Source organism: Corynebacterium sputi DSM 45148 (assembly GCF_000427865.1).
In the GTDB taxonomy this organism is placed as follows: domain Bacteria; phylum Actinomycetota; class Actinomycetes; order Mycobacteriales; family Mycobacteriaceae; genus Corynebacterium; species Corynebacterium sputi.
In genome coordinates this window covers 11,827-29,781 of sequence record NZ_ATYV01000003.1, presented here as the reverse complement: position 1 = coordinate 29,781, position 17,955 = coordinate 11,827, and the positions used below count along the sequence as shown (strand labels likewise).

At 61.9% G+C, this 17,955-nt stretch carries 17 protein-coding genes and 1 tRNA gene; 4 read left to right on the top strand and 14 right to left on the bottom strand.

The genetic code is table 11. From position 1 onward, the window contains the following. Nucleotides 1-30 precede the first annotated feature (30 nt). Nucleotides 31-1,617, bottom strand: coding sequence for an MFS transporter (locus tag YWU_RS14690; protein ID WP_084141583.1), 1,587 nt, complete (start codon nucleotides 1,615-1,617; stop codon nucleotides 31-33). A gap of 170 nt (nucleotides 1,618-1,787) precedes the next feature. On the opposite strand from YWU_RS14690, the gene YWU_RS0102290 reads away from it, so the two are divergent. Next, nucleotides 1,788-2,399: a TetR/AcrR family transcriptional regulator gene (locus YWU_RS0102290; RefSeq protein WP_084141580.1), complete on the top strand. Its 612-nt coding sequence runs from the start codon at nucleotides 1,788-1,790 to the stop codon at nucleotides 2,397-2,399. Here YWU_RS0102290 and YWU_RS0102285 read toward each other — a convergent pair. Continuing rightward, nucleotides 2,389-3,477 (bottom strand): FAD-dependent monooxygenase, encoded by a 1,089-nt coding sequence (locus YWU_RS0102285; RefSeq protein WP_051259920.1) that lies wholly within the window; start codon nucleotides 3,475-3,477, stop codon nucleotides 2,389-2,391. The two genes, YWU_RS0102290 and YWU_RS0102285, sit on opposite strands and share 11 nt — an antisense overlap. Nucleotides 3,478-3,488: 11 nt before the next feature. Continuing rightward, on the bottom strand, nucleotides 3,489-4,052 hold the full coding sequence (locus YWU_RS0102280; RefSeq protein ID WP_027019193.1) for a TetR/AcrR family transcriptional regulator: 564 nt from the start codon (nucleotides 4,050-4,052) through the stop codon (nucleotides 3,489-3,491). Between the two features lie 83 nt (nucleotides 4,053-4,135). On the opposite strand from YWU_RS0102280, the gene YWU_RS14685 reads away from it, so the two are divergent. Then, nucleotides 4,136-6,001: an ABC transporter ATP-binding protein gene (locus YWU_RS14685; RefSeq protein WP_084141575.1), complete on the top strand. Its 1,866-nt coding sequence runs from the start codon at nucleotides 4,136-4,138 to the stop codon at nucleotides 5,999-6,001. A gap of 33 nt (nucleotides 6,002-6,034) precedes the next feature. On the opposite strand, the gene YWU_RS0102270 is transcribed toward YWU_RS14685, so the two are convergent. The 11 genes from YWU_RS0102270 to gluQRS all read right to left on the bottom strand — a co-directional run bounded on the left by YWU_RS0102270 (nucleotide 6,035) and on the right by gluQRS (nucleotide 16,421). Continuing rightward, the gene (locus YWU_RS0102270; protein WP_027019192.1) at nucleotides 6,035-6,247 is read right to left on the bottom strand and encodes a polysaccharide deacetylase family protein; all 213 of its coding nucleotides are present in this window, start codon (nucleotides 6,245-6,247) and stop codon (nucleotides 6,035-6,037) included. Nucleotides 6,248-6,769: 522 nt separating this feature from the next. Then, nucleotides 6,770-6,854: transfer RNA gene (locus tag YWU_RS0102265), tRNA-Ser, on the bottom strand. Nucleotides 6,855-6,919: 65 nt separating this feature from the next. Continuing rightward, nucleotides 6,920-7,363, bottom strand: coding sequence for a metal-sensitive transcriptional regulator (locus YWU_RS18740; RefSeq protein ID WP_084141572.1), 444 nt, complete (start codon nucleotides 7,361-7,363; stop codon nucleotides 6,920-6,922). Next, nucleotides 7,360-9,723, bottom strand: coding sequence for a heavy metal translocating P-type ATPase (locus YWU_RS14680; protein WP_156892681.1), 2,364 nt, complete (start codon nucleotides 9,721-9,723; stop codon nucleotides 7,360-7,362). The genes YWU_RS18740 and YWU_RS14680 overlap by 4 nt, the downstream gene beginning before the upstream one ends. 27 nt (nucleotides 9,724-9,750) lie before the next feature. Next, entirely contained in the window at nucleotides 9,751-9,993 is a 243-nt protein-coding gene (locus YWU_RS0102250) for a heavy-metal-associated domain-containing protein (RefSeq protein WP_240484032.1), read from the bottom strand. 81 nt (nucleotides 9,994-10,074) lie between these two features. After that, entirely contained in the window at nucleotides 10,075-11,637 is a 1,563-nt protein-coding gene (locus tag YWU_RS0102245; RefSeq protein ID WP_027019189.1) for an AMP nucleosidase, read from the bottom strand. Then, entirely contained in the window at nucleotides 11,634-12,119 is a 486-nt protein-coding gene (locus YWU_RS0102240; protein ID WP_034646788.1) for a flavodoxin family protein, read from the bottom strand. Before YWU_RS0102240 ends, YWU_RS0102245 begins: the two co-directional genes overlap by 4 nt. Before the next feature lie 112 nt (nucleotides 12,120-12,231). Beyond that, nucleotides 12,232-12,933, bottom strand: coding sequence for a hypothetical protein (locus YWU_RS0102235; RefSeq protein ID WP_205618277.1), 702 nt, complete (start codon nucleotides 12,931-12,933; stop codon nucleotides 12,232-12,234). A 151-nt stretch (nucleotides 12,934-13,084) separates the two neighbouring features. Further along, on the bottom strand, nucleotides 13,085-14,560 hold the full coding sequence (locus YWU_RS0102230; RefSeq protein ID WP_027019186.1) for a hypothetical protein: 1,476 nt from the start codon (nucleotides 14,558-14,560) through the stop codon (nucleotides 13,085-13,087). A gap of 173 nt (nucleotides 14,561-14,733) precedes the next feature. Then, nucleotides 14,734-15,438, bottom strand: coding sequence for a hypothetical protein (locus tag YWU_RS0102225; protein WP_027019185.1), 705 nt, complete (start codon nucleotides 15,436-15,438; stop codon nucleotides 14,734-14,736). Nucleotides 15,439-15,545: 107 nt separating this feature from the next. Continuing rightward, complete coding sequence (gluQRS, locus tag YWU_RS0102220) at nucleotides 15,546-16,421, bottom strand: tRNA glutamyl-Q(34) synthetase GluQRS (RefSeq protein ID WP_027019184.1); 876 nt, start codon at nucleotides 16,419-16,421, stop codon at nucleotides 15,546-15,548. Nucleotides 16,422-16,497: 76 nt separating this feature from the next. On the opposite strand from gluQRS, the gene YWU_RS0102215 reads away from it, so the two are divergent. Together YWU_RS0102215 and YWU_RS14675 are read left to right on the top strand one after the other, a co-directional pair. Next, on the top strand, nucleotides 16,498-17,067 hold the full coding sequence (locus YWU_RS0102215) for an NADPH-dependent FMN reductase (protein ID WP_034646785.1): 570 nt from the start codon (nucleotides 16,498-16,500) through the stop codon (nucleotides 17,065-17,067). A gap of 59 nt (nucleotides 17,068-17,126) precedes the next feature. Further along, nucleotides 17,127-17,942 (top strand): queuosine precursor transporter, encoded by an 816-nt coding sequence (locus YWU_RS14675; protein WP_034646782.1) that lies wholly within the window; start codon nucleotides 17,127-17,129, stop codon nucleotides 17,940-17,942. The last annotated feature ends 13 nt before the right edge of the window (nucleotides 17,943-17,955 follow it).

The following is a 17,955-nucleotide window of genomic DNA, read 5'->3' as shown; positions in this document are numbered from 1 at the left end:
GCGAGCCGATGGCACGAACGGCCAGAAAAGCTAGTCCTTACCGATGACCTTCCACGCCACGACGATGGAGATTCCCATCAGCACGGCGCCGATACCGGCGGTCCAGACGATGCCAGAAGCAAAGGCTTCTTCAGCGGAGTGCATCAACTGCTGTGCGACGGAGGAATCTGCGCCGAACTGTGCGGCGACATCGGCTGCACCACCGAGGGTTTCGGTGGCCGCGGCGCGATCGCCGGCGTTGGCAACAGCGTCCGGGACCTCGATGCGGCTGCGGTAGAAACCGGTCAGGATTCCGCCGAGAACTGCGGTACCGAGTACGGCACCGACCTCGTAGCCCGTCTCAGAAACAGCCGATGCCGCACCGGCGCGCTCCGGAGGAGCCGAGGAGATGATCAGGTCATTCGAGACGGTCTCAGCAGAGCCGACGCCGATGGCCAGCAGCAACCAGGCCGCGAGCATTGGGATCAGCAGGCCAGCGGAGTTCGCCGCGACCACGTAGCCGATTGCCGATGCGGACAGACCGAACATGATGACCGTGACCGGAGCGAACCGGTTCAGCGCCGGGACCGCCAGCAGGCCGGAAGCCATGAGCAGGACCGCACCCGGTAGCAGGAGCAGACCGGCGAACATCGGAGCCATGTTGTGGACGACCAGCAGTTCCTGCGTGATGAAGAACAACAAACCAACCATGGACAGCACCGACATGACGTTGACCATCACGGCGCCGGAGAAACGACCGTTGGAGAACAGCGTCAGGTCCAGCATCGGGTTCTCCAGCGCCTTCTGGCGACGGATGAACAGGGTCAGACCAACTACGCCGACTACGGCAGTCAGCACGATCTTGCTGAGGTCAGAGCCTGCAGCAATGGACTTCACCGCGTAGGTCAGGCCGCCCATGCCGGCGAGGATCATGAGGATCGACGGCAGGTCGATGCGTCCGGCGTTGGGGTTCTTGGACTCCGGAAGCAGGATCGGGCCGAGGACCAGCAGCGGGATCAGCATCGGGACAGCGATGAGGAAGACCGAGCCCCACCAGAAGTGCTCCAGCAAGAAGCCGCCGACGATCGGGCCGAGGGCGCCACCGGCACCGAACATGGCAGCCCAGATGGCGATGGCGAGGCGACGTTCCTTGGCATCGTCAAACATCGAGCGGATCAGAGACATGGTCGACGGCATCAGCATTGCACCGAAGATCGCCATGCCGGCGCGGGCGCCGATGAGCGATTCAGCGTTCGGAGCGAAGGCACCGAAGACTGAGGCAGCGGTGAAGCCGAGGCCACCCATGAGCAGGAAAAGACGACGGCCGAAGCGGTCGGCCATGACGCCCATGGGAACCAGTAGTGCGGCGAGGATCAGTGCGTAGACGTCGATCATCCACAGCTGCTGAACACCAGTTGGGTGCAGGTCAGCGGCGATCGAAGGCAGCGCGAAGCTGAGGACCGTGTTGTCGACGGACACCAGTAGCACCGGCAGCATGAGGACCGCCAGCGCCGCCCAGCGCCGGTTCGCCGGATCGGACGGTGTGGCGCCACCGGTGAGGGCTCGCCCGGTCGACGCATCAGACGACGGGTTCGTCGGGTTCACCGAGTTCGCCGAGTCGATATCTGCGCGGGACATGTTTCTCCTTAGATCGGGCGTCTCACGACGCCTGTAACGCACTTGGGCCGGCACCGTTGTCCGGTGCCGGTCTCTGATTTCTGGGTTTTCGCCTGGTCACGCTCATTTTGTGGATAGCGTGACGCGAACAGAAAGTCACTGTACCGACTGGACGGTTTAGTGTCTAGCACGTGAGCGAGATCGCGTGGCCTACAGTGATGGGCATGTCCGATGCCCGACGCAGAATCCTCGACTCCTACGCCCAGATCCTCCGGGAAAGCGGCGCTCCAGCCACAACCCTGGAGGCTGTCGCGGAACATGCAGAGGTCTCCAAGGGCGGTCTGCTCTACCACTTCGGATCGAAGGCGAAACTGGCAGAAGGCCTCATTGACCTGCTACGAGAGCTTGTCACCACCGATCTGGAACTGATGGCAGCTGACCGCTCTGGGCCGGTCGATTACTTGCTGCGCACCTCGGACGGGTCTCACTCGGCATTTTCCTTGATCTACGAGGCGGCCTTCACGCTTGCTCTCGCGGGCAATGACACCGCCCGCGATTACCTCCCGGAGGCGCACCTTGCCTGGGAACGCGGCCTGGAAGAGGCCGGCGTCGATCCCATCACCGCACGGGTGGTCATGCTGCTCAGCGACGGCCTGTCGATGCGAGCGAGCATTGGCCAGACCTTCTCCGCGGCCGATCATGAGGCCGGCGCGCCATCGCTTGAAGGCCGCGGCAACATGGACGACATTATGGAACTGGTCCGCACCCGCCTACTGGATGAGCCGCACGACCCTACTGCGTAAATGACCTGCTGAAATCCATGCCTGCGCTGACCCGCCGGCGCATGTCCGTCAGCCGCAGTTTCTCGTAATCCGCCAGCGCTTGCTCATATCCAGGCGCTGTCGCGATCATCCGGGAGAGCACTTCCGCATCGGCGACAGCCTCGGAAAACCCAGCGCCAGTCATGGGCGTCTGCACGTGCGCAGCATCGCCGATAATCGCAACGTTCCCATTGACGACCCGCTCCGGCAGATACTCGGCGATCGGTGTGGCCAGCACGTCGCGCCGCCGAAAGGCCTCCGCCACCGGCTCCGTCCACTGCCCCGGCCAATGCTTCCCGACGACCTCATCCATCTCCCCATACACCCACGCCGGAACATCATCCGGACGTGGAGTACGCAGCACCTTCCCGTCTGCCGAGACCGCACCGATCTCCTCAAACAGCCCTCGACGCACCGGATCCCACAGACCCCACCCAAATTTCCGAGTGGCACCGTCCGGGTCGATCTGCGGATAGACCGCGAGCATGTACGGCCCGGAGTCATAGAAATCTGATCCGTGAGCGAAGGCATCCTTCGCATTCGGGGGAATGTCGGATTGACCGAGCCAGCAGGTGTAGCCGGCGAAGGTGGCGTCGGGAAGCGAATCGTTAACGTATCGTCGCACCACGCTGCGGTATCCGTCCGCGCCGATGACCGCGGGCACAGTCCACGTGCGGTCCGCAGCGCGGACCCATCCTTGGCCGACTGCGTCGACCTCAACGCCATCAACGAGCGTGACCAGCGGCTCCGCCTCACAGGCCCGATGCAGGGCCGAGTACACGCGCCACCAGGAATGCGGCAGCAGCGGCTGGTTCATCGCAGCCTCGCCGAGCTCGGTGCGGACGATCGACATCGCCTGCGGCGACAGAGTCCGAGCAACTCCGGCGAGGGAAACGAGAATCGCGACTCCCCGCTGGCTGCGGCCACGGGATTTCTCTAGGACGGTCGAGGAGATTCCCTTTGCCGCCAAGCCCAGTGCCATGGAGAGCCCACCGAGGGAGCCGCCGACGATGGCAGGGCCGGCGAGGTCCATCTCAACGGAATCATTGCGCGTGGACATAGCGAACGAACCTACACCGACGCGAGTTTCATCAGCGTACGAATTCCCTGCTCACGGGCCTCGAATCCCGAAAGCCCTGAGTCCGGGGAGATAAACACTGCGGCATAGAGAACCGACCATAGGACGTTGTACAGCCACTCCGGTCGCAGGTCTGTGTCGATGGTGCCGTCACCCTGACCACGGGCGATGGCGCCAATGATCTTGCCGTCCTCGTTCTCGGTGGGGCCGTGGAACTCTTCAATGCCCTCCCAGACCTCCGGTCGACTCATCCACCATTTCAGCACGTCAAGGCTGTCCATGAGTCCAAGGCACAGACGCCGGAACGCCTCCAGGCCAGTACCGCTGTCCAGGTCAGCACCGCTGATCGTCCGCTGCCAGTGCGCAGCGGCGAAAGCGTTGAGCTCCCGGATGAGACTCCCCCGATCCGGGAAGTACCGATGCAAGGTACTGCGGGAGACTCCAGCCGCATCCGCGACGTCCGTCATCGGCGCTTCGGGCCTGATCGACAGGAGGGCGATGGACGCCGTGATGATCGATTCGCGGGTGCGCATCGCGGTGGGGCTGAGGTCTGACATGTCTTCATCGTAACTAACAACCATGCGCGTAGTTATCAGACACTTGTTGACATTTTTGGGACACTCATGTCCTAATTAACAACATGCAAGACTCACGTGAATCCTCACCGTCCACCACCCCGGACACTCCCACCACTGCAGAAACCCCCGACGGCACCGCCACCACCGCAGAGCGCTACGCCGTCCTCTGGTCCTTCGCCCGCCCCTACCTGCCGGTGCTGATCACCGCACTGTTCCTGTCGCTGCTGGTCTCCGCGATGGGGCTTGCCAGCCCGATGGTGACTAAGTGGGTCCTGGACACCCTCGCTGAGGGTGGCTCCCTGCGAAATCCCATCGTGCTACTGGTGATTCTGCTGGTCATTGGCTCGACGGTGGGATTCATTCAGTGGATCATGCTCGGTCGCCTCGCCGAAGACATCGTCCGAGATGCCCGATCCCGGATGATCCTGCGCTACCTCGGCGCCCGCGTGTTCGCGCTGCTCAAACGCAGTCCCGGCGAACTGGTCACGCGCGTGAACTCCGATACGGTCCTGCTGAACCAGGCCGCATCGACGGCGGTCATCGGTCTGATCAACAACACGATCATGTTCTTCGGTTCGCTGATCCTCATGGCGTTTTTGAATCTGACGCTGCTGGGTGTGACTCTGGCCGTCGTGGTGCTGGTATTCGTGGCTTTTACCGTGCTGATGCCCCGCATCGCGAAGGCAGAGGAACGCGCCCAGGCCTCGCTGGCAGGTCTCGGATCCGAACTTGAGGGAACCGTTCGCGCGATCAAGACGGTGAAGTCCTCCAGCGCTGAGCGTCGCCGCTATGGATCGCTGATGACCCACGTCAATCGTTCCCGCGAGCACTCGCTGCAGTCGGTGCGAACCACCGCGATCGCCTGGACCATCGCTGGAACCGCCATGGAACTGTCGGTGATCCTCGTCCTGGCTATCGGCGCTTGGCAGATCACCACCGGGGCGATCACTGTGTCCACCCTGGTCGCGTTCCTGCTGTACGTGTGGGGTCTGACCGGCCCGCTCATGGAGGTCACCCAGAACCTGACCACCCTGCAGTCCGGCCTCGCTGCCGCTGGTCGCATCCAGCAAGTCGAAGACATCCCCGTCGAATCCGAGGCGATGGACATCCGCGTCGCACCGGCCCATGCTGTTGATCTGGATGCCGCAGAGAAATCGCTTTCCGACGCCCTCATCCACTCCCCTTCCCCCTCCACCGGGGCTCCTGCCCTGAGTTTCCGCAATGTCACCGCTGGTTACTCGGAATCGGAGGCACCTGCAGTCGCCGGGATTTCCCTCGACATTCCCGCGCGCGGGCACGTGGCGATGGTCGGCACCTCTGGCGCGGGCAAAACCACGGTCATGTCCCTTGCGATGCGATTCCTGGACCCCACCGATGGTGAGATCAGCCTCTTCGGCCGGCCCTTCAGTGAGCTCAGCCCCGCCGAGTCGCGATCCGCCTTTGCCTACGTGGAGCAAGAGACACCGGTCATACCCGGGACCATCCGCGAGAACCTCCTATTCACCAACCCGAAGGCCTCCGATGCTGACCTGAACGCCATCATCGAACGCCTCGGGTTAGCAGAGAAGTTCGCCTCCCTGGAAAAAGGCCTCGACACTCCCCTGACCGAGACAAACGTCTCCGGCGGACAACGCCAGCGCATCGCCCTGGCCCGTGCCTTGCTGGCACACCCGCAGATCCTGCTGCTCGATGAGGCAACTGCGCAGGTCGATGGCGTCACCGAATCAACAGTCCAGGAAGTGATCGCGGAGGAAGCCGCTCAACGAGCAGTAGTCACCATCGCGCACCGGCTCTCCACAGTCATCGACGCCGAAGAGATCATCGTCATGGACGCCGGTTCCATCATCGCCCGCGGCACCCATGAAGAGCTGCTTGTCGCCGAGCCCCGGTACCGCGATCTGGTGGCGGCGTTGCGGATTGTGACGTGAGGTAGGCGTCGGGAAGCAAGTTTCTAAGCGCACTTAGTGCGCAAACTCGCCTGGAGTGGTGAAGCCGTAGCCGGCCTCGTGGATGCGGCCGATGATGATCGGCAGCGCTGCGACGGTCTGGCTGCGGTCGCCGCCGCCGTCGTGCAGCAGGATGATGCTCTGCGGTCCGAGCGGAACGATGACGTTGTCGACGATGCCGCCGACGCCCGGGAGCGCCCAGTCCCTGCTGTCGACATCCCAGCTCATTCCGCGCAGCCTCTTCTCCGCCAGCGCGTGGGGGACCTCACCGCCGAAAATGCCCCCAGGAGCGCGATACCACGTGAGGTAGTCGACGCCGATCTCACGGTGAATGACCTCATTGGTGTGGTCGATCTCCGCGGATTTCTACTCAGGAATTCACACCGTTCCGCGCCGGCCTTAGGGATAAGGCCGGGAATCAGGACGACGGTCAGGGCGGAAACGCCACGTGCTTGTCATCCCGCCCCGATGGAAAGGTCTTAACTTTTTCCTAAGATAAACGAAAATCGTCGCGCTCACGGAATTATGAATGCCATGCCACCGGGTGAAATCGCAGTTCACCGGCTTTTCCGGGGAATCCCTCCGACTCAGCGCACGTCACAGGTGTTAGCTGGTCAGAATTGAGCATTTCGGCAAAGTGCCAGGGTGATCCCCGGCATCCCGCTTTCGGGGGCACCCGCAAAAACCCTGCACACAGAGTCAGTGGACATAAAAGAAGTCCCCCGGCCACTAGGACCGGGGGACACTCTGCGGAGGATAGGGGATTTGAACCCCTGAGGGATTGCTCCCAACTCGCGTTCCAGGCGAGCGCCATAGGCCGCTAGGCGAATCCTCCGCGCACTAGATTACCCACGAGGAGACCATTGACCAAAATGGCTGTTCACAGGCCCGCAATGCGGACTATTTCACCAATCTTGCGATTGCCTGGGAGGCTTCTTCAAGCTTGAGATCGAGCTCATCGGGGCCGGAGTCCGCCGCACCGAGGACACAGTGGTGCAGATGGTCATCCAGCAGACCCAGCGACAGCGATCGCAGCGCGGACTGCACGGCGGTCACCTGAGTGAGGATGTCGATGCAGTACTTCTCCTCATCGACCATCTTGTGCAGGCCGCGCACCTGACCTTCGATCCGGCGCAAGCGGGTCAGATACCGCTTCTTGTCAGAAAGGTAACCGTGCTCTGAGCAACCACACGCAACTCCGGCGTCCGCTGCATCTGCACCGTCACTGGCACCCTCGCTATGTGCGCCACAGCAGCCACCTGAGTCCGGGCTTGTTGCGGTGAGGGTGAGGTCGGTGGGGAGCTGGGCGTCGGGAAGCTGGGGGTTGGGGTTCTTGTCGTTCATCGAGTCGTCTCCTTGACCATCGATCGGAAGCCCCGCAGACGGAGGCTATTTGTCACCACGAATGCGGAGGACAGTGCCATTGCGGCACCGGCGACCATCGGGTTAAGCAGGCCGGCGGCGGCCAGCGGGATTGCGGCGACGTTGTAGGCAAAGGCCCAGAATAGGTTGCCCTTGATTGTCGCGAGGGTGCGCCGGGCGAGTCGGACTGCATCGGCCGCAGCTCTCAAATCACCTTGCACGAGTGTGATGTCAGAGGCTGCAATGGCGGCGTCGGTACCGGTACCCATCGCCATGCCGAGGTCAGCCTGGGCCAGGGCGGCGGCATCATTGACACCATCGCCAACCATGGCGACCGAGCGCCCATCTGCCTGGAGGCGCTCGACCTCAGCGACTTTGTCTTCCGGCAGCACTTCCGCGATCACGCGGTTGATACCAACTTCGGCTGCGACGGCCTCCGCGACCGCGCGGTTGTCACCGGTCAACAGCACCGGCTCCAGACCAAGTTCGCGGAACATGCGCACGGCCTCGGCGGAGGAGTCTTTGATCTCGTCAGCCACGACAAGCACACCGCGGATCTCACCGCTCCAGGCGACCGTCACTGCGGTGCGCCCCTTGTGTTCGGCTGCAGACTTCGCCTCTGCGAGGCTCTGCGGCAGGTGGTTGCTCTCCCCCGGCTTCCCGACGGACACCTCCACACCATCCACCTCCGCCATCACACCGTGACCTGCGACATTGCGGAAATTCACTGGCGCCGGCAGATCGCCGAGACGTTCCTGCGCGGCGGCCGCGATGGCACGGGCGATGGGGTGCTCAGAACCGGATTCAACGGCGCCTGCGCGCAGGAGGGCTTCGTCTTCATCGACTCCGTCAGCGACGTGGAACTCTGCCAGCGACATCTCACCGCGGGTGACGGTGCCGGTCTTGTCCAGCACGACGGTGTCGACTTTGCGGGTGGACTCCAGGACCTCTGGGCCCTTGAGCATGATGCCGAACTGGGCGCCGCGGCCGGTGCCGACCAACAAGGCGGTCGGTGTGGCCAGGCCGAGAGCACATGGGCAGGCGATGATGAGCACGGCGACGGCTGCGGTAAATGCATCGGCGGCGCCATGTCCGGTCAGGAACCATCCAATGAGGGTTCCGATCGCAATAAGAATGACGATCGGAACAAACACACCAGAGATCCGGTCTGCCAGACGCTGGATGTCGGCCTTGCCGGACTGGGCGTCTTCGACCATCTTGGCCATCTGAGAGAGCTGGGTGTCAGAGCCGATGGCGGTGGCCTCAATGACTAGGCGCCCGGACTCGTTGACTGTGGCTCCGGTGACGCGGCTTCCGTCAGTGACCTCGACCGGGACGGATTCGCCGGTGAGCATCGACTCGTCAACGGCACTTTTACCTTCGGTCACGGTGCCGTCGGTGGCAATTTTCTCGCCCGGGCGGACCACAAACAGATCGCCGACGCGCAGGTCCTTGACTGGGATGCGGTCTTCGCGCGCGGTGCCATCTGCGGATTCGCGCAGGACAGCGACGTCCTTCGCACCCATATCGAGCAGCGAACGGATCGCATCGCCAGCGCGATATTTGGCGCGCTTTTCGAAATACCGGCCGGCGAGCACGAAGAACGTGACAGCTGCGGCGACCTCAAGATAAATGTTGGTGGTTCCTGGGTGATGGGAAGTCAGCGAGAACTGATGTGTGAGTCCCGGTTCGCCACCGCCGCCGAGAAACAGAGCGTAGAGCGACCAGATGAACGCTGAGATCGTTCCGATGCTGATCAGCGTGTCCATCGTGGCGGCGCCGTGCTTGAGGTTCTCCCACGCAGCCTTGTGGAAGGGCCAGCCGGCCCAGACCACAACCGGCGCGGTGAGTGACAGACACAGCCACTGCCAGTAATCGAACTGGAACACGGGGAACATCGAGATGATGATGACCGGCACGGACAACCAACCGGCGCCGATGACGCGATTGCGCAGCGCGGTCATCTCCTGCCGCTGGCGGAAGGACATGCCTGAGTCGGATCCGGACCCTTCGCCGTCGTCGCTAGCCTGTCCGGGCTCACCAGATGCGCCGGTATCACCGTCCGCGGGCTCGTCTGCTGGCAGGTACGCCTGGTAACCGGCGGCTTCGACGGTCTCTACGAACGTGGCCGGATCAGCACCTTCTGGTGCTGAGACGTGAGCCTTCTCCGTGGCGTAGTTAACCGTCGCAGTGACCCCATCGAGCTTGTTGAGTTTCCGCTCGATCCGATTGGCGCAGGACGCACAGGTCATGCCGCCGATCTCCAGGTCCAGTTCCACCAGACCCTCAGGTGCAGAGACCGGGGCCCCGGGTGCGGGATCGGCGCCGGTGGAAGTTGTCATCTCTCTCATCCCCTTCCGCTGGGCGCGCTACTGCGCTGCCGGGGTTGCGTCGTACCCGGCTTCCTTTACCGCATCGATGACAGCTTTCTCGTCGATCGGCGCGGCAGAGGTGATCTCTGCGGAGTTGCGGGTGCGGTTGACCTTCACGGACTCGACGCCGGCGATCTCTTCGATCTCCTCGCGTACCGATGCCTCGCAGTGGCCGCAGGTCATGCCGGTGACGGTGTAAGTAGCGATGACGGACATGGTGTCTCCTTTGATCGTCGGCATACCCCTAGTGGGTATCTCTACCGTCGACGATATACCCCCTCCCCCTATCATTCAAGGGAGGGGGCGGGAGCTTCATCACTATCAGCGGAAGGCGACTTCACCTACTGGGCGTCGCAACTTCCTAGAATGCAATCCGCTCGGAGAAGCAGACATCGCCTCACAGGCACGCACGGCCGTCATCAGGTGCTCGACCTTCGAGGCCTGGTAGAACCGCTGCGCATCACCGGGCAGTTTCGGACGGTTGTGCAGCGGCTTGTCAGAGACCGACAACAACACCCCGTACGGCACGCGGAACCGATAACCATTGGTGGCGATGGTTGCAGACTCCATTTCCACGGCAATGGCGGTGGATTTTTGCAGCTCGCGGTAGATCTCCGACTGGGGCTGCCATTCCCAGTTTCGGTCCGCTGTGGAGTGGACGGTGCCAGTGCGGAAGCGTCGCCGCAGTGCCTCTCCTTCCAGGCCTGAGACGTCCGCAAATGCCTCCTCCAGGGCTCGCTGCACCTCAGCGATCGGAGGGATCGGCTTAGCCAGGGGAACCATGCGGTCCAGGACCCCATCAGAGCGGTCATACCCATTGCCCAGGATCATGTCGCCGATCTCCATCCGGCCGTCCAGTCCAGCACAGTGGCCGACCATGATCCAGCAATGCGGACGGATCACCGCGAGACAATCCGTGATCGTCTTCGCATTGGAAGCGCCCACCCCGATATCGATGATCGTAACGCCAAGGCCGCCCTCCCGGACCAGGTGGTACGCGGGCATCTGACAGGCCGAGGCATCCGCCCGGACCTCGCGATCTGTCGGGACAACCCCGACTGGGTAAATGTTGTTGCCCGGCGCGACAAGGAACTCATACGGCTGCTCCCCCAGGTCTGGTTCAGCGAATAGGTCGCGCACCGACTCCCCGCCCTTGGCTGCCACAGCAGGATCCACATCTGGGTCATCGGAGCGGCCGAGCTGATGGGCGTATTCCAGGAACACATCCGTGTGCAGCTGGTAGTTGGTGAACAGAACGAACTTCTGGATATAGCTCGCCGAGGATCCGGTGTAGTGCTCCAGCCTTTCCAACGCCAGATCCACCCGAGGTGCGGAGAACAGGCTCAACGGCTTCACCGAGAGGGAGAGGAAGTCAGCCTCACCGTCGGCGACGGCATCGTCGATAAGCGCTGAATCCACCGGATCAAACGCCTGCTCAACCATGCCCAACTGCACCGGGGTCAGCTCGCTGGTGTCGACATCGTTGTAACCAGGCACCAACAGAATCGGGATCGGACAGTCAGAGACTCGAATCTCCACCTCGCCGCCATGGTTGGCGAGGATGTTCCAGATCTGCTCTTCCAGGTAAGGCCGGTACAGCGCGGGGCGTGCGACGGTGGTGCCGTATTCGCCCGGGCGGTCAAGGAATCCGTGGGACAGCGACGGGTCGACTTCTCCCAGAGCCCCTAACGTGTAGCGGATCTCTGGGTAGCACCGGCGCACATGCTCGGGAATCCCTCCCCCAGCTGCCACGCGATCGCATGCCTCGCGATAGGAGGTGAGGAGGTCACTGACGGCGGCGTCGTACAGCGATACAAGTTCGTCCACCGCCCGAACCGGATCATCGAAAAACGCGGAGCCTTCCGCCGACATCCCTGAGGTCACTGCGTTACCCCCATATTCCCTTCCAATGCATGAGCCGCCATCGTCCCACCGAGTTCCACGAGCTGCTCGTTGAGCGCGTCATCCGGCTCCCCCGTGAAACACACCGGCTGCGCCGAAAGGTCCCAGCCGAAACCGTTGGTGATCGACTCCATGGCGTTCTCTGCGCCAGTGGTGTCATAGCCGCCACGGATCCAGTAACTAAATGGCAGCCCTTTGCGGACCTCCTGGCAGTCATTAAACGTCGTGTCGAAGAAGTGCTTCAGCGCGCCAGAGATATAGCCAAAGTTGGCGCTGGTGCCAAGCAATATTGCGTCGGCACCAAGTAGGTCATCGGTGGTCGCTGCCAACGCGGGCACGACCTTCACCGTCACACCGTCGAGCTCAGGATGGTTCGCTCCCTCGAGAACGGTCTGCAGCACTCCCTGCAGCAGCGTCGTCGGCGAATGGTGGACCACGAGCAAACGTCCCTGTGCCTTTTTCATGCACCCAGGCTAGTCAGTGGCCGAGAAATATGTGGTTAACAAAGGTGAGTCGGGTGTGATTCAGTGCATCCCGTGTGACTTCTGAGGCCAAAGTTCCACCCCAGTCCGGCCATCACTGATCCAGCTGCACCTCGCGGAACCCCTCCTCCGGGTTCAGCACCGAGACTTGCCCCTCTGGGCTGCCTTCCTCGCCCCAATGAACCAGATTCATGCCGTCGAAGTAGAGCACGCCCAAAGGATCCGAGTCTGACTCATCATCCACGCCAAGGTCGACCGATTGGCCCGGCTGCAATTGAACTGATGGCTGCACCCATCCCTGTCCGGCATCTGAGTCATTGCCGGTTCCGCGGTTATCGCCCGCGAAATAGACGGTGTTGACCTCGTCGACATCATCCTCGTCATCCGAGACAGCCCAGATTGGCCGCGCCGCGGTGACCATGCCACCAGGAACGCGCCACCGCGCCTCGACGCCGGCGCCGATATCGACCACGAGGGACACCCAGTCAACACCGTCCGGAATCTCAAGATCCGCGCCGGCATCGGCCTTTTGCACTATCTCCAGCAGGTCGCCATCAGAGAGTCCCCCCACCGGCTCGGTGGATGGCCCAGGCTCCCATCCAGAAACCGGGGTGTCACGCGCCTCCGTGTCGCCAGTGTTTTCTTCCGAGTCACCGCTGTCTTCGACGGACTCCCCGGAACGCCCATCGTCGGCGCACGCGGTAGCTAGACCCATGGCAGCCACAGTCAGAACCGCCGCGACGCTCCGCTTCACCGACACTGCACCTGAACCAGACATACCCACACCCCTGATCATCATCTGAGAATATGATTATCGAGTCGATACTATCGGGAAAAACACTGTTGTAAAGGGGCATCGCAAAAGCGCCCGAAATGCTTCCCGACGTCCACCTCCACACACCACACCCCCACATCCCGAGATCCGGGATATGGGGGAGGATGTCGGATTACTTCAGGTCAGCGATCACGGCACTGCCGGGGTTGCCGCTGGTGGAGAGCTTTCCACCCTTCACTGAGTAGGTGACGGTTCCCGAGGAGTACTGGACCTTCACAGTGTCAGCGTCGACTCGCTGGACTCCGGAGATCTTCGCCAGCTGGTTCTGACGCGACACGAGCTCGCCGTCGATCATGAACACGATTACTGAGCCCTTCCGGTCACCGGTGTAACTGGTGGTGCCGGACGGAACTGCTTCAGAGTCGTCAGCAATTGCCCAGGACAGGCCAGGGCATTCCAGGTTGGTGCTGACCTTGCCGAACTTGACCTTCCAGGTCGCCGCCTTGCTCGAGGACGCCAGCGGAGCGACCTCTACGTCCACCGCAGCCGGAGCCTCATTCGTCTGGGGTTGAGCCGGAGGCTGAGTCTCGATCGGTTCTGTGGTCGTCACCGCGGGCGGCGTGGTTGTGGTTGATGTCGTCGGTGCTCGGGTCGTGGTCGTCGATGTCGTTGAGGTGGACGTCGACGATGAGGTGGAGGACGAGGTCGACGACGACGCGCTAGAGGAGATGCTGCTCGTCTCCGAGTCATTGGCTCCCTTCGGCGGGTTCAGGTCCCGGGTCTTGCCGCTGGCCAACCAGCTAGGCACCGAACCTGAAGCCGAGCACTTCTTGTCCTTGTCCCGGTCCTTGTCCTTCGAGGTCGTCTCTTCTTCGCGAGCGCTCTGCTGGGTGCTGTTGCGCTGACCGGTAGTGCCAGGCGCAGCATTGATGGTCGTTCGGTGGGCGTTGTAGACGTTCCGGTTGTAGACCTTCGTCGGACGTGGGACTCGCAGACCACACATGTAGTAGCGCTGGACGTTTGAGCCAACCACCCGGATCCGCACGTCACGGACACCGGTTCCGTAGTAGCCTCGCGGGCTCGCCGCATTGACTGCGTAGCCGTCACCTGCGACGTTGGCCGCCTCTGGCTCATCGAGTTCCTGGGCGCCAGCCTTAAGATCGGCAAGCGAGTAGGTAACGACCGTGCTGTCCGACCCATCCCCCATCTCGTACCGGACCCGAATCTCCTCACTAGAGACCCTCTCCACACCACCGATGCGCATCACGTCGTACTGCTGCTCGATGGGGATACCGTCGATGAAAAGCGCCAGCACCGAGCCTGGCTCTGCCGTCCCGACGTCCCCACCATCCGACACCGGCACCGCATCATGCGCGATCGCGTACCCCAGTCCCGGGCACTGCAAATCAACGACGACATTGCTGAAGTTGTAGGTGACAGACTCGCCTTCGGCCGCACCGCCAGAAATCATCTCCGCGGAATTGCCGTTATTCAGCCAGTCGATGCCGGAATCTTGCATCGTGCAGGTCTCGTTCACTGCCACCGGCTCAATCTTGCGATCCCCGATGAACCACACAACGGCGGCAATCACCAGAATCGCTACGACTTCCACGGCAATCAACGCCATCAACCACGGTCTCTTGGTCATCCCATTCTCCCTCGTCTGGGCCGACCGTTGTCGCGGCAGCCGACTCACCTTCACCGACCAGAATTCGACGGCTTTGAAAGCTAAATATTAGGTGAGTAAAACAATCAAAAACATCGTTGAACTGCACAAAAACGGGTGAAAGCGGCGAAGATGCGGGTGAAATTCGCCCTCATTCAAAACCGGAACTCCCGGAATCCACTGACGGGTGACAGCGCCGTCACCGTTGTTTCTGGGGTTCCCTGTCCAGTGACATGAAAGATCGTCGTCCCGTCATGGAAGAGATAGCCGTTGTGCCGTCCGGCATCCTCACGGCTCATCCCGAGATCTAGGAGCGTATTCGTCGACAGCCCGTGCTGCTGCCTGGTGAATGGAAATTCGTCGAAATAGAGAAACTCATAGGGAGCGGATTCTCCCCAGGAGACTCCCTCACCTTTGTCCAGGACGTAGGGATCCTCATCCAAGAGTCCAGCATCACCCCAGGAACCGCGGCCTTCCAACGGTCCGCCGAAATAGACGTTGTTGGCGTTGTCCCCATCCGGTGGCCCCTCGACCGGCCAGATCCGTCCGTCCGCCACAACCGACGGCGTCCTACTGAACCAACGCAGCCGCGACCCATCATCGGTGACCATCTGGATCTCTTCTTTACCTGCGGGAAGTAATTCGGCGTTCTGTTGGAGACCGGCGATACGGGCCAGGTCGGCGTCGGAAAGCTCATCGTTCAGAGAGGCTGCGGGATCCGCAGGCTCTTCGACAAAGTCATCGGCGGCAAGCACATCAGAGGGGCCTTGCTGACCAACCCACACAGCGGTCGCGCCGACCACCAGAATGCAGACCGCCATGATGGCAATCAGGATCGTGAGTGCTGTCCGAACCTTCATCGCCGAGCACCGTCACCACACCGATTGCTGTGAACCATGGGAACAATCGTAAAGGGAACATCCCACAAACCCGCCGATAAAAGCGCAGGACAGCGGGTGAATCTAGCTCAGGAGAATACGACTGGTTCTCTCGGCACGGACGCCACAGTGAAGACCTCAGGGAGCTTGTCAATCTCGAGCCCCGGGAAGCCGAGCGACGCCATAATCCATTTTCGCGCGGATTCAGCCGTGACATCCCGTAGGGTGACATCCCCATCCCGCTTGGCCAACCGACGGCCTTCGGAGTTCACCACCAACGGCACATGGAAATACGTCGGAGCAGACTCACCCAGCAGATGCGCCAGATACGCCTGGCGAGGAGCCGACAACAGCAGATCGTCTCCCCGGACCACCTCCGTCACGCCTTGATCCGCATCATCGGCGACGACAGCCAGGTTGTAAGCCCAATCCCCGTCCGCCCTCTTGAGAACAAAATCGTCGACAGTGCCGGTGGTGGGGCCGTGGATGAGGTCGTCGGAAAGCCAATGCTTTTCTTCAGCGGCAAGCCGAAGCGCCGGCGCCATCCCCTTGGCAGCGCGCTCGGCGCGCTTGGACTCACGAACCTCAGCAGAAAGATGCCTGCACGTACCCGGGTAAGCGCCAGGGGCAAGATCGGACCCATGAGGTGCCGAAGCGGCATCTTGGATCTCGCGGCGGCTGCAGAAACATTCGAACGTCGGGAGCTTCTCCAATGCGCCGAAATATACTCCATCGCGCTCAGATTGACGCACCGGAGTTCCATCCCACTCCACGCCAACCGCCGCCAAATCGGCCAATTGCTGAGCCTCAAACTCCCGCTTCGACCGCTGCCGATCAATGTCCTCGATGCGCACGATAAACCCACCATCAGTGGACCTCGCTCGCGCCCACGCGATCACCGCGGTGCGAAGATTTCCCAGGTGAAGGTGGCCCGTGGGGCTCGGTGCATATCGTCCGACGCTCATGGAGCCGAATGTTACTACCATGCAAACTCATGGTCGCGAATCGGATTAACAGTGTTTCTGGCGGTAAATTGGAGCCATGAAACACTACATCGTCCTCATCGGTTCCCTCCGCCACAACTCGACCAACCGCCAGCTCGCCGAGGCGTTTATCGACACTCTCCCGGAAGATGCCTCCGCCGAAATCTTCGAACAACTCCGCGACGTGCCGTTCTACGACGAAGACCTCGACGTGCCCGGCAAGGAGCCACGCGCGGCATCCGATCTGAGATCTGCCGTGAAAAAGTCCGACGGCGTGGTCATCGTGACCCCCGAGCACAACCACACCGCCCCGGCCGTCATCACCAACGCCATCGACTGGTGCTCCCGCCCCATGAGCACCGGCGTGCTGAGCGGCAAGCCCGTCCTAGTCCTCGGCACTACCCCAGGGCCGCGCGCCATTTCCGGTGCGATCGAGGTTCTCCGCGAATCGCTAGACACCGTCGGCGCCGCGCAGGTCCCCACCGACTACACCTGGGGTGACGCGTACACCATCTTTGATGGGCTGCACCCGAAGGACGTGGACGAAGTAGTCGGAGTCCTCTACAAGGCACAGTCCGAACTGGCCCGCCAGGTCTCCAACCCGTACTCCAGGCTCCGCGTGGGATAACCCATCAACCGAACTCACTGAGTTCACCGGGGCGTGCGTGGTCGGTATCATTCCCGCTCATGACCACTAATTCCCCGGGGCATCCCCTGCCTGAGCCTGGGCCGGACGCTGCGCAGGCCGACACCCTGCCCACGTCCACGACTTCCCAGAACAACCCGCTTGACGACGCCTCATCCGACACCTCGCCCGTCGACAATGGGACCCGCCACATCCGGATCCAGAAGTCTTTCTACCCCGCGCTGCTGGCGATCTTCGTCGCACTGCTGATCGTCTCGAACATCAACGCCACAAAGGGCGTCGAGATATTTGGCCTCGTCACCGACGGTGCCTTCTTCCTCTTCCCGCTGAGTTACGTCATCGGCGATATTCTTTCCGAGTGCTACGGCTTCCGCGCTACGCGACGCGCCGTGTTCATCGGATTCATGATCCTCGCAGCCGCCATGATCTGTTTCTGGATTGGCATTCAACTGCCGCCGGCAGGCTTCTACGAGAACCAGGAAGCATTCAGCACGGTCCTCGGGACAGTGCCACAACTAGTACTAGCCGGACTCACTGCGTACCTGGTGGGACAATTGCTCAACGCATGGGTCCTCGTCGCCATCAAGCGCCGTACCGGTGAAAAATCCCTGTGGGCACGCCTTCTCGGATCCACTGTGGTCGGCGAATTCGCAGACACACTGATCTTCTGCTCAATTGCAGCCACCGCAATTGGAATCTCCACCTGGGCTGACTTCATCAACTTCGTGATTGTCGGTTTCATTTGGAAGGTCGGCGTGGAAGTCGCCCTTCTTCCGGTGACCTACCGAGTCATCGCTTGGGTGAAAAAGCGCGAGGGATACTGGGCTGCCGAATATGCTGCCAACGGCGGCCGCTAACGCCACTCGATAG

Excerpts from the sequence above, each read along its gene's own strand:
- YWU_RS14690 (WP_084141583.1), bottom strand. The coding sequence starts at position 1,617 with ATGTCCCGCGCAGATATCGACTCGGCGAACTCGGTGAACCCGACGAAC.
- YWU_RS0102285 (WP_051259920.1), bottom strand. The coding sequence starts at position 3,477 with ATGTCCACGCGCAATGATTCCGTTGAGATGGACCTCGCCGGCCCTGCC.
- YWU_RS0102280 (WP_027019193.1), bottom strand. The coding sequence starts at position 4,052 with ATGTCAGACCTCAGCCCCACCGCGATGCGCACCCGCGAATCGATCATC.
- YWU_RS14685 (WP_084141575.1), top strand. The coding sequence starts at position 4,136 with ATGCAAGACTCACGTGAATCCTCACCGTCCACCACCCCGGACACTCCC.
- YWU_RS0102270 (WP_027019192.1), bottom strand. The coding sequence starts at position 6,247 with ATGAGCTGGGATGTCGACAGCAGGGACTGGGCGCTCCCGGGCGTCGGC.
- YWU_RS18740 (WP_084141572.1), bottom strand. The coding sequence starts at position 7,363 with ATGAACGACAAGAACCCCAACCCCCAGCTTCCCGACGCCCAGCTCCCC.
- YWU_RS14680 (WP_156892681.1), bottom strand. The coding sequence starts at position 9,723 with ATGACAACTTCCACCGGCGCCGATCCCGCACCCGGGGCCCCGGTCTCT.
- YWU_RS0102250 (WP_240484032.1), bottom strand. The coding sequence starts at position 9,993 with ATGCCGACGATCAAAGGAGACACCATGTCCGTCATCGCTACTTACACC.
- YWU_RS0102240 (WP_034646788.1), bottom strand. The coding sequence starts at position 12,119 with ATGAAAAAGGCACAGGGACGTTTGCTCGTGGTCCACCATTCGCCGACG.
- YWU_RS0102235 (WP_205618277.1), bottom strand. The coding sequence starts at position 12,933 with ATGATCAGGGGTGTGGGTATGTCTGGTTCAGGTGCAGTGTCGGTGAAG.
- YWU_RS0102230 (WP_027019186.1), bottom strand. The coding sequence starts at position 14,560 with ATGACCAAGAGACCGTGGTTGATGGCGTTGATTGCCGTGGAAGTCGTA.
- YWU_RS0102225 (WP_027019185.1), bottom strand. The coding sequence starts at position 15,438 with ATGAAGGTTCGGACAGCACTCACGATCCTGATTGCCATCATGGCGGTC.
- gluQRS (WP_027019184.1), bottom strand. The coding sequence starts at position 16,421 with ATGAGCGTCGGACGATATGCACCGAGCCCCACGGGCCACCTTCACCTG.
- YWU_RS0102215 (WP_034646785.1), top strand. The coding sequence starts at position 16,498 with ATGAAACACTACATCGTCCTCATCGGTTCCCTCCGCCACAACTCGACC.
- YWU_RS14675 (WP_034646782.1), top strand. The coding sequence starts at position 17,127 with ATGACCACTAATTCCCCGGGGCATCCCCTGCCTGAGCCTGGGCCGGAC.